This is a genomic window from Glaciibacter sp. 2TAF33 (assembly GCF_052114945.1).
Classification (GTDB): Bacteria; Actinomycetota; Actinomycetes; order Actinomycetales; family Microbacteriaceae; genus Cryobacterium.
In genome coordinates this window covers 1-8,026 of sequence record NZ_JBFRFS010000025.1, presented here as the reverse complement: position 1 = coordinate 8,026, position 8,026 = coordinate 1, and the positions used below count along the sequence as shown (strand labels likewise).

Genomic DNA, 8,026 nt, shown 5'->3' with positions numbered 1-8,026 from the left:
GAGCGTGGGTGGGAGAGCGCCTGCGACCGCGCCGACACCACCGGCTTCCGGGTCAGTGACGCCGCCGCAACCGACGCGTTGTCGATCACCCGGTTGATCACCATCTCGGTGACCTCAGCGGACACCTCCACCGGATCGGCCGCGACCTCSGCGATCCTCCAGGCCAACTGGCCCTCACGGGCCAGATTCTCATCACTGCGGTGGACACGGACGTCGTGGAGGTTCACAGTGAAAAACCTATCTGTTCCGGCTGAGAGTTTGTGAAAGGACGCCTCCGGACGCGGCGAATCGACCGAGCCCCGGCATGGTTGCCGGTGACCGCGCCGCTGACACCGGAGTAGCGTTCAACCATGGTTCCCCTGCCCAACCTGGTGACGTTCTCGCTGGCCGCGATCGCTCTGATCGTGCTGCCAGGGCCGACGGTGTTGTTCGTGATCGGCCGGTCGCTCGCACTCGGCCGGCTCGGCGGCTTTCTGAGTGTGCTCGGGAACTCGATCGCGCTCGTGCCGATCATCCTCGCCGTAGCGCTCGGGTTGGGCGCCATCGTCACCCAGTCGGTGGTCGTGTTCACGGTGATCAAGCTGGTCGGTGCGGCGTACATCGTCTACCTCGGGGTGCAGGCGATCCGGCATCGGCGGAGCGCACGGGCCACCGGGCTGACCTCGGCCGGCAAGTCGCGCTGGCGGCTGGTGGCGGAGGGCTTCGGGGTGGGAATCAGCAACCCGAAATCGATCGTGTTCTTCGTCGCGGTACTTCCGCAGTTCGTCGACTACCGGGGCGGACAGGTCCCGCTGCAGATGATGACCCTGGGGCTCGTTTTCGTGGTCCTCGCACTGCTCAGCGACAGCATCTGGGCGCTGGCCGCCGGAGCCGCGCGGGACTGGTTCGCCCGCTCTCCCAAGCGGATCGAGCACCTCTCGGCCAGCGGCGGAGTGATGATGATCGGGCTCGGCGGCGTGCTCGCCGTGACCGGCGCGAACTCCTGATCTGCGGCGGAATCGCCGGTCTCGATTAGTCGAACCTCCGCCCGGTTGATACGTTGATTGACGGCCTTCGGGCCATGACCAGTCCGCGGCCACGCGGTCATCCACTGACCCGGATGTGCGTGGGCGTACGGTTTGGCCAGGTTGGTGGTGGTCCCGTGATCACCACCGCTTCTGAGTCCGATTCGTTCCGGAACGCGCGTGTTTTTCACGTGCACCGAGCTTGATGGGTGACCGAAGCAGTCCTGCCGATCCCGGCCGAAAGTAAGCCGCCGGCAGTGGAAAGCTGCTGCGCGCGGCACGGAGACATCCTCATCGAAACCCATGCCCCCGGAATCCTGGCCGTTGAAGCGCACGAGCTCTACAAAGTCTTCGGCCGCCGGCCGAAAGAGGCCGTGAAGCGCCTCAAGGACGGTGCCGGCCGCGACTCGCGTGCCCAGAGCGGAACCGCAGCCGTCATCGACGCCTCCTTCGACGTGAAGGCGGGTGAGATCTTCGTGGTGATGGGGCTGTCCGGCTCCGGCAAGTCAACCCTGATTCGCATGCTCAACGGCCTGCTCGAACCCACCAGCGGAACCGTCTCGATCATGGGAACGCGGATCACCGGCGTTCCCGCTGCCCGACTGCGCGCGGTGCGCCAGTCGAGCGTCTCGATGGTTTTCCAGCATTTCGCGCTCCTCCCGCACCGCACCGTGCTCGACAACGCGGCCTACGCCCTTGAGGTGCAGGGCGTGCCGCTGGCGGAACGCCGCGAGCGCGCCCAGGCGATCATCGCCCGCGTCGGACTCTCCGGGTGGGAAGACAAGCTGCCCGGGGAGCTCTCCGGCGGCATGCAGCAACGCGTCGGCCTCGCCCGCGCCCTGGCCTCCGACACCGATGTGCTGTTGATGGACGAGGCGTTCTCCGCCCTCGACCCGCTGATTCGCCGCGAAATGCAGGAACAGCTGGTCGAACTCCAGGCCGAACTCGGCAAGACCATCATCTTCATCACACATGACCTCAACGAAGCCATGTTCCTCGGCGACCGGATCGCCGTGATGCGCGACGGCCGCATCGTGCAGGTCGGAACCCCCGATGACATCCTCACCGACCCGGCCAACGATTACGTCGCCCAGTTCGTCCAGGACGTCGACCGCGCCCGGGTTCTCACTGCCTCCGGGGTGATGGAGCCGGCGAAGGCCATCGTCTCCGTCTCCGCCGGACCCCGCGCCGCCCTCCGGACGCTCCGCGACCAGCAGACGTCGGCGGCGTTCGTGGTGGGCAACGGCCGCACCCTCATCGGGGTGGTCCGCGATAAAGACGTGATGCGCCTGGTGAAGGCCGGCGACCGTGACCTCGCCTCCGTGGTGCGGCACGACGTCGCGACTGTGGCGCCCGACGCGCCCCTCACCGAGTTGTTCGAACCGTCGGTGGAGAGCCCCCTGCCGGTCGCCGTCGTCGACGACAAGCTTCGCCTGCTCGGGGTCATCCCCCGGGCGACGCTGCTGGCCGCACTCGGGAACGTGACCTCCACCACCGGTGAGATCGCCGTCATCGAGCCCCCCGCGACCTATTCGGTGGAGGTCATCACCGAAACCCTCCGTGAAACAGCGGATGCCGCAGACGACATGTTCGTCACCACGGATGGAGCAACCCGATGAACGACTTCCGACTTCCTCTGGGCGACTGGGCGGAAGCGCTCGTCCAGTTCATCACCGACGTGTTCCACCCCGTCTTCGACGTGCTGCGGGCGATCTTCGGCGGCTTCTATGAGGCCGTCGACTGGGCGCTGGTGACGCCGCCGTTCTGGGTGATCATCGTGGGCGTCGTTGCGCTCGGCTACTGGGCCCGGGGCTGGATCTTCGCCCTCGGCACCGCCGTCGGCCTGACGATCATCGTCGGGGTCAACCAGTGGGATGCCGCAATGGATACTCTCGCGCTGGTGCTGACCGCGGCCATCATCGCGATCGTGGTCAGCGTTCCGCTCGGCATCCTTGCCGCGCGAAGCCGGGTCGCCTCGTCGATCATGAAGCCGGTACTGGACTTCATGCAGACCATGCCGGCCTTCGTGTACCTGATTCCCGCCCTCATCCTGTTCCGGGTCGGCGTTGTGCCCGGCATCGTGGCGACCATCATCTTCGCCATGGCTCCCGGCGTTCGGATGACGGAACTCGGTATCCGCGGCGTTGACAAAGAGGTGGTGGAGGCCGGGCACGCCTTCGGCGCGTCACCCCGACGCATCCTTCGGCAGATCCAGCTGCCGCTGGCCGCACCGACCATCATGGCCGGCGTCAACCAGGTGATCATGCTCTCCCTGTCGATGGTCGTGATCGCCGGCATGGTCGGCGCCGGCGGCCTCGGGGGAGTGATCGTGCAGGCGCTCAGTCGCATTGACGTGGGGCTCGGCTTTGAGGCGGGACTCGCCGTCGTGGTGCTGGCCATCGTGCTGGACCGGCTCACCGCCACCCTCGGCACCGGACGGGTGCGGGTCGGTGCCCGCGCCACGGCGCGCGTGCGGGCGAGTGCTCCGGCGTCCACGGTGAAAAAGCTGCTGGTGGCCGCGGGCGTCGTCGTATCGGTCGCCGTACTCGCTTTCACGGCCTTCGCCGTGAGCACCGGCGACAGTTCCGCGACTGCGGGTCCCGCGAACGGCGACAAGAAGGACCTCACCATCGCGGTGTTCAACGGCTGGCCGGAGGGCGAAGCCGCCTCGTACCTGTGGAAGGGCGTGCTCGAGAAGAAGGGCTACAACGTCACGCTTGAGTATGCGGATGCCGGCACGGTGTTCGCCGGCGTCAGCACGAATGATTACGACCTGGTGCTCGACGGCTGGCTGCCGACCACCCATGAGGCGTACATGACGCAATACGGAGACAGCCTGGTCGACCTGGGCGCGTGGAACGACGACGCGGCCAACACGATAGCGGTCAACGCGGATGCCCCTATCGACTCACTCGACGAGCTGGCGGCCAACGCCGACCTGTTCGACAACAGGCTGGTCGGGATCGAGCCGGGTGCTGGGCTGACCGACGCCACCGAGAACGCCGTGATCCCGGGCTACGGCCTGGAGAAGATGGACTTCGTCACGTCGTCGACTCCGGCCATGCTCTCCGAGTTGAAGGCCGCGCTGGCCGCCGATGAGAACATTGCCGTGACCCTCTGGATGCCGCACTGGGCATACGACGAGTTCGACATCAAGAACCTCAAGGACCCCCAGGGGGCGCTGGGCACGAAGGAGACGATCCATTCGCTCGCCAGCACGTCGTTCGAGAAGGACTTCCCGGCCCTGGCCGGGTGGATCTCCGACTTCCGGATGGACTCCACCATGTTGTACTCGCTCGAGAACGTGATGTTCAACGGGAGCACCGAGAGCGACGACTACGCGCCGATCGTGCAGAAGTGGATGACCGAGAACACCAAGTATGTGGCCGGCCTGACCGGCTGACCCGCAGCATCCGCTCGACGAGGCCCGTCACAGCGTGGCGGGCCTCGTCGCGCAGCCGGGGTTAGGCGGCGAGCGGCAGGACCGCGCCCAGCGGCGGGGCTTTCGTCAGCGGCAGGGCGGCCACGGTGCGTACGAAGGCACCCAGGCGCCGGTACACCTCCTGCGACTCGGGGTGACGGGAATCCTGCTGCCAGGTGTGCCGCGTGTTCGCCCACTTGCGCTCGTAGATCAGGCTGTCCACCTCGATCTTCCGCCCCCGCAACGCGGCAATGAAGTTGAGGTTCGCCCCGTAGAAGTAGTCGCGCTCCGACGTCGTGACGAAGACCGGGGGGAACCCCTGGTCCAGCCACTCGATCGGCGACACGAAACGCGCCGCGGCGCGGAGGGCGAGCCCGCTCATCCGCTCGGGCAGCAGCATCCGCAGGAAATTGAGGCTGAGCACGAAGTTGCGCTCGAACATCACCGAGAAGTCCGCGATGCTGCAGTGCTGCACCAGGCCGCGCAGGCTCGCCGCGGCCGCGGCCGGTTCGATGTCGTAGTGGGCGGCCAGTTCCGGATCGAACGCGGACGCCGTGAGCAGCGCGGCGATGTGGCCGCCGGCGGAGTCGCCGCCCAGGATGATGCGCGACGGGTCCCCGCCGAACTCGGCCGCGTGCCGCGCCACCCACTCGAGCACCGCGTTGCCGTCGTGCATCATGTGCTTCAGGCGGAACCGGGGCGCCATGCGGTAGTTGGCATTGACGACGACCATGCCGTCGGCGGCCTGGCTTGCCGCGTACTTGGTGAGCGGGGCCTTGTCGCCCGAGGTCCAGCCGCCGCCGTGGAAGTACACGTACACCGGCAGCGGCCCGGCGGCGGCGTGCGGCGTCATCACATCGAGGCGGTGGCTATGGATGCCATCGCCCACGTAGTCGACGTCGAAGGTGTAGTCGACCGTCTGCACCGGTTCGGCGTTGAACTTGTGCAGTTCCCCCGGGCTGATGCGAGCCATCAGCGCACGCCACATCCACACGGGAAGTCGAGAAACAACAGTGGAACGGTGTGGGGAGCAGGGGGTCACGGCGGTGGATATCATTACGGCGACCCTAAGCACCACGTCCGTGCTGCGGCTGGGAGGGTGCCTTGCTCTAGCTGTGAAAAGCAGCTGCATCTGCCGGACGCGCGCTACGGCGCCGGGTATCGGTTGGCTTTCAGAAGCCGGGCGAGGTGGGTGGCGCTGGCGGCAAGTCCCGCCGTGGCGGAGGCGACCTCCTTCGGCACCGCATCGAGATCCTTGTAATCGACGGTATGCATCGCCTCCCCGTTCCAGTAGGTGCCGCCCTGCGCGGGAATGGTGAATCCCACGTCGTTCAACCCCTGGTACAGGTCGGCCGTGATGGCATGGGCCCCGTCTTCGTTTCCCACGACGGCGACCACGGCGACCTTGTCGTAGACCTCTGGCAGCTCGCGGTCGTCCGTCAGCGACAGTTCAGCGTCCAGCCGCTCGAGGACCTGCTGGGCGATGCTCGACATGTGGCCCATCCAGGTCGGAGTGCTGACCACCAGGATGTCCGCGGCCAGGATGCGCTCGCGCACGCTCGGCCATTCGTCACCGTCACCCATATCGGCTTCGACGCCGAACTTCACATTGAGGTCCGCCAGCCGGATGCTGGATCCGGTGACGCCGTGCTCGGCGAGGGCGTCAAGCACCTGGTCGGCCAGGAGCTGGGTGCTGGACTCCGCCGGCGACGGCTTAAGCGAGCAGATGAGGGCCAGTGCGGCGAGTGTCGTGGTGTCCATTTCCCCAGTGTCCACCCGATGTGCGACGGCGCACAGTGACGGGACGCCCGAGCGCCGCGGCATCCGGCTCGCCTGCCGGCGGCCGTGAGCCGCTTGCGTGCGGCCACGGTGGTCGGTAGCGTCGACCTGAACCAGCGAGGGGGGCAACGCCATGCCGGTCGCCGTGCTTGTGATGGCGGACACCCATGTGCCCACGCGGGCGCGCGGCCTCCCGGCCCGGCTTTGGGACGCCGTCGACCAAGCGGATGTCGTCGTGCACGCCGGGGACTGGGTCGACACCGCGACGCTCGACCGTCTGGAGGAACGTTCGCGGAGCCTGGTCGGCGTGTTCGGCAACAACGACGGCCCCGAGCTCCGCGCGCGACTTCCGGAGGTCGCACGGTTCGAGATTGAGGGCATCCGCTTCGCAGTGATCCACGAAACCGGTCCAGCGGTGGGCCGCGAAGCCAGGTGCGATTCCCGCTTCCCGGGCACCGACGTGCTCCTGTTCGGGCACAGCCACATTCCGTGGGACACGACCACACCGGGCGGGATCCGGCTGCTGAACCCCGGATCACCGACCGACCGACGGCGGCAGCCGGCCTGCACCTACCTCACCGCGGTCGTCGACGGCGGCGCCGTCCGTGATGTGACGACGGTTGCGCTTCCCCTCCCCGGGGCGAGGAATGGACAGCGGAGGGCGGGGCCCGCCGCGTAAAATGAGGCGGTGGCCATTTCGAAGATCCTGCTCTACTACGTCTTCACCCCGCTGGCCGACCCCGAAGCCGTGCGCCTCTGGCAGCGCGACCTGTGCGAGTCCCTGGGCCTTCGCGGTCGCATCCTGATCTCGACGGACGGCCTGAACGGCACCGTCGGCGGGGAGCTGGGCGCACTGAAGAAGTACGTGCGGAAGACCCGCGACTACCCGGCCTTCAAGAACATCGACTTCAAGTGGAGCGGCGGCACCGGCCTTGACCGTGCGGGGCGGAGCCTCGACTTCCCGCGCCTGGTGGTCAGGGTGCGCGAGGAGATCGTGAGTTTCGGCGCCCCTGACGAGCTGCGCGTCGACACCGACGGCGTGGTCGGCGGCGGCGCCAAGCTCGCGCCGGCCGAGCTGCACCGGTTGGTCGCCGCGCGCGGGGATGACGTGGTCTTCTTCGACGGGCGCAACGCGTTCGAGGCCGAGATCGGCCGCTTCAGGAACGCCGTGGTCCCCGAGGTCGCCAACACCCGCGACTTCGCCGCCGAACTCGACAGCGGCAAGTATGACCACCTCAAGGACAAACCCGTCGTGACGTACTGCACCGGCGGCATCCGCTGTGAAGTGTTGAGCGGACTGATGAAGGCCCGCGGTTTCGGTGAGGTCTACCAGCTCGACGGCGGCATCGTGCGGTACGGCGAGGCGTTCGGCGACGACGGCTTGTGGGACGGTTCGCTCTACGTGTTCGACCAGCGGATGTCGGTGGAGTTCAGCGACCACGCGGCGGTTCTGGGGCGGTGCGCGGTGTGTGCCGCGCCGACGAAGAACATGCTCAACTGCCGGGACCTGTCGTGTCGTGAACAACTGGTGGCGTGTCCGGCGTGTGTGGCCGTCGATGCGCCGGCCTGCGCGGCGCACGCATAATCCGCCCGCCCGCCCGCCCGGGCCGGGTGCCGAACAGCTATACCCCCGGCTCATTCGCCCTGAGGTGTCACGAATCGACCTTCCCGCGGCGGTGAATTCACGGCGTCGTTGCAACACGGTTTTCGTTTGGCGAGTTTAACAGCAGTTCGTTGAGGGCCTCGGCTGGGCTCTTCCAGTTGAGGGTCTTCCGTGGTCGGCCGTTGAGTTCGGCTTGGACAAATTCGAGGTGCTCGCGAC

The 8,026-nt window shown here is 67.4% G+C and carries 7 protein-coding genes and 2 pseudogenes; 5 read left to right on the top strand and 4 right to left on the bottom strand.

What is annotated here, in order from left to right:
• A pseudogene (locus tag AB4Y94_RS17735) lies at positions 1-227 on the bottom strand (MmgE/PrpD family protein); the annotation flags it as partial.
• Positions 228-350: 123 nt separating this feature from the next.
• Here AB4Y94_RS17735 and AB4Y94_RS17730 point away from each other — a divergent pair.
• From AB4Y94_RS17730 to AB4Y94_RS17720, 3 genes are all read left to right on the top strand, one after another.
• Positions 351-986 carry a LysE family translocator gene (locus AB4Y94_RS17730; protein ID WP_441729342.1) on the top strand — a complete coding sequence of 212 codons (636 nt, stop codon included), beginning with the start codon at positions 351-353 and terminating at the stop codon, positions 984-986.
• A 332-nt stretch (positions 987-1,318) separates the two neighbouring features.
• Positions 1,319-2,623, top strand: coding sequence for a quaternary amine ABC transporter ATP-binding protein (locus tag AB4Y94_RS17725; RefSeq protein WP_441729343.1), 1,305 nt, complete (start codon positions 1,319-1,321; stop codon positions 2,621-2,623).
• A complete protein-coding gene (locus AB4Y94_RS17720) occupies positions 2,620-4,407 on the top strand; it encodes an ABC transporter permease/substrate binding protein (protein ID WP_441729341.1) in 1,788 nt (595 codons plus the stop codon). Before AB4Y94_RS17725 ends, AB4Y94_RS17720 begins: the two co-directional genes overlap by 4 nt.
• Before the next feature lie 61 nt (positions 4,408-4,468).
• On the opposite strand, the gene AB4Y94_RS17715 is transcribed toward AB4Y94_RS17720, so the two are convergent.
• Positions 4,469-5,398: an alpha/beta hydrolase gene (locus tag AB4Y94_RS17715; RefSeq protein ID WP_441729340.1), complete on the bottom strand. Its 930-nt coding sequence runs from the start codon at positions 5,396-5,398 to the stop codon at positions 4,469-4,471.
• 173 nt (positions 5,399-5,571) lie between these two features.
• Positions 5,572-6,186, bottom strand: coding sequence for a flavodoxin family protein (locus AB4Y94_RS17710; protein ID WP_441729339.1), 615 nt, complete (start codon positions 6,184-6,186; stop codon positions 5,572-5,574).
• A 151-nt stretch (positions 6,187-6,337) separates the two neighbouring features.
• Here AB4Y94_RS17710 and AB4Y94_RS17705 point away from each other — a divergent pair, with 151 nt between their 5' ends.
• On the top strand, positions 6,338-6,883 hold the full coding sequence (locus AB4Y94_RS17705) for a metallophosphoesterase family protein (RefSeq protein WP_441729338.1): 546 nt from the start codon (positions 6,338-6,340) through the stop codon (positions 6,881-6,883).
• Between the two features lie 9 nt (positions 6,884-6,892).
• Positions 6,893-7,789 (top strand): oxygen-dependent tRNA uridine(34) hydroxylase TrhO, encoded by an 897-nt coding sequence (trhO, locus tag AB4Y94_RS17700; protein WP_441729337.1) that lies wholly within the window; start codon positions 6,893-6,895, stop codon positions 7,787-7,789.
• A 97-nt stretch (positions 7,790-7,886) separates the two neighbouring features.
• On the opposite strand, the pseudogene AB4Y94_RS17695 reads toward trhO, so the two are convergent.
• Positions 7,887-8,026 (bottom strand): annotated as a pseudogene (locus AB4Y94_RS17695) (IS30 family transposase); the annotation flags it as partial.

Coding starts and splice junctions, on each gene's coding strand:
- AB4Y94_RS17710 (WP_441729339.1), bottom strand. CDS start 6,186: ATGGACACCACGACACTCGCCGCACTGGCCCTCATCTGCTCGCTTAAG.
- AB4Y94_RS17705 (WP_441729338.1), top strand. CDS start 6,338: ATGCCGGTCGCCGTGCTTGTGATGGCGGACACCCATGTGCCCACGCGG.
- AB4Y94_RS17720 (WP_441729341.1), top strand. CDS start 2,620: ATGAACGACTTCCGACTTCCTCTGGGCGACTGGGCGGAAGCGCTCGTC.
- AB4Y94_RS17730 (WP_441729342.1), top strand. CDS start 351: ATGGTTCCCCTGCCCAACCTGGTGACGTTCTCGCTGGCCGCGATCGCT.
- AB4Y94_RS17715 (WP_441729340.1), bottom strand. CDS start 5,398: ATGGCTCGCATCAGCCCGGGGGAACTGCACAAGTTCAACGCCGAACCG.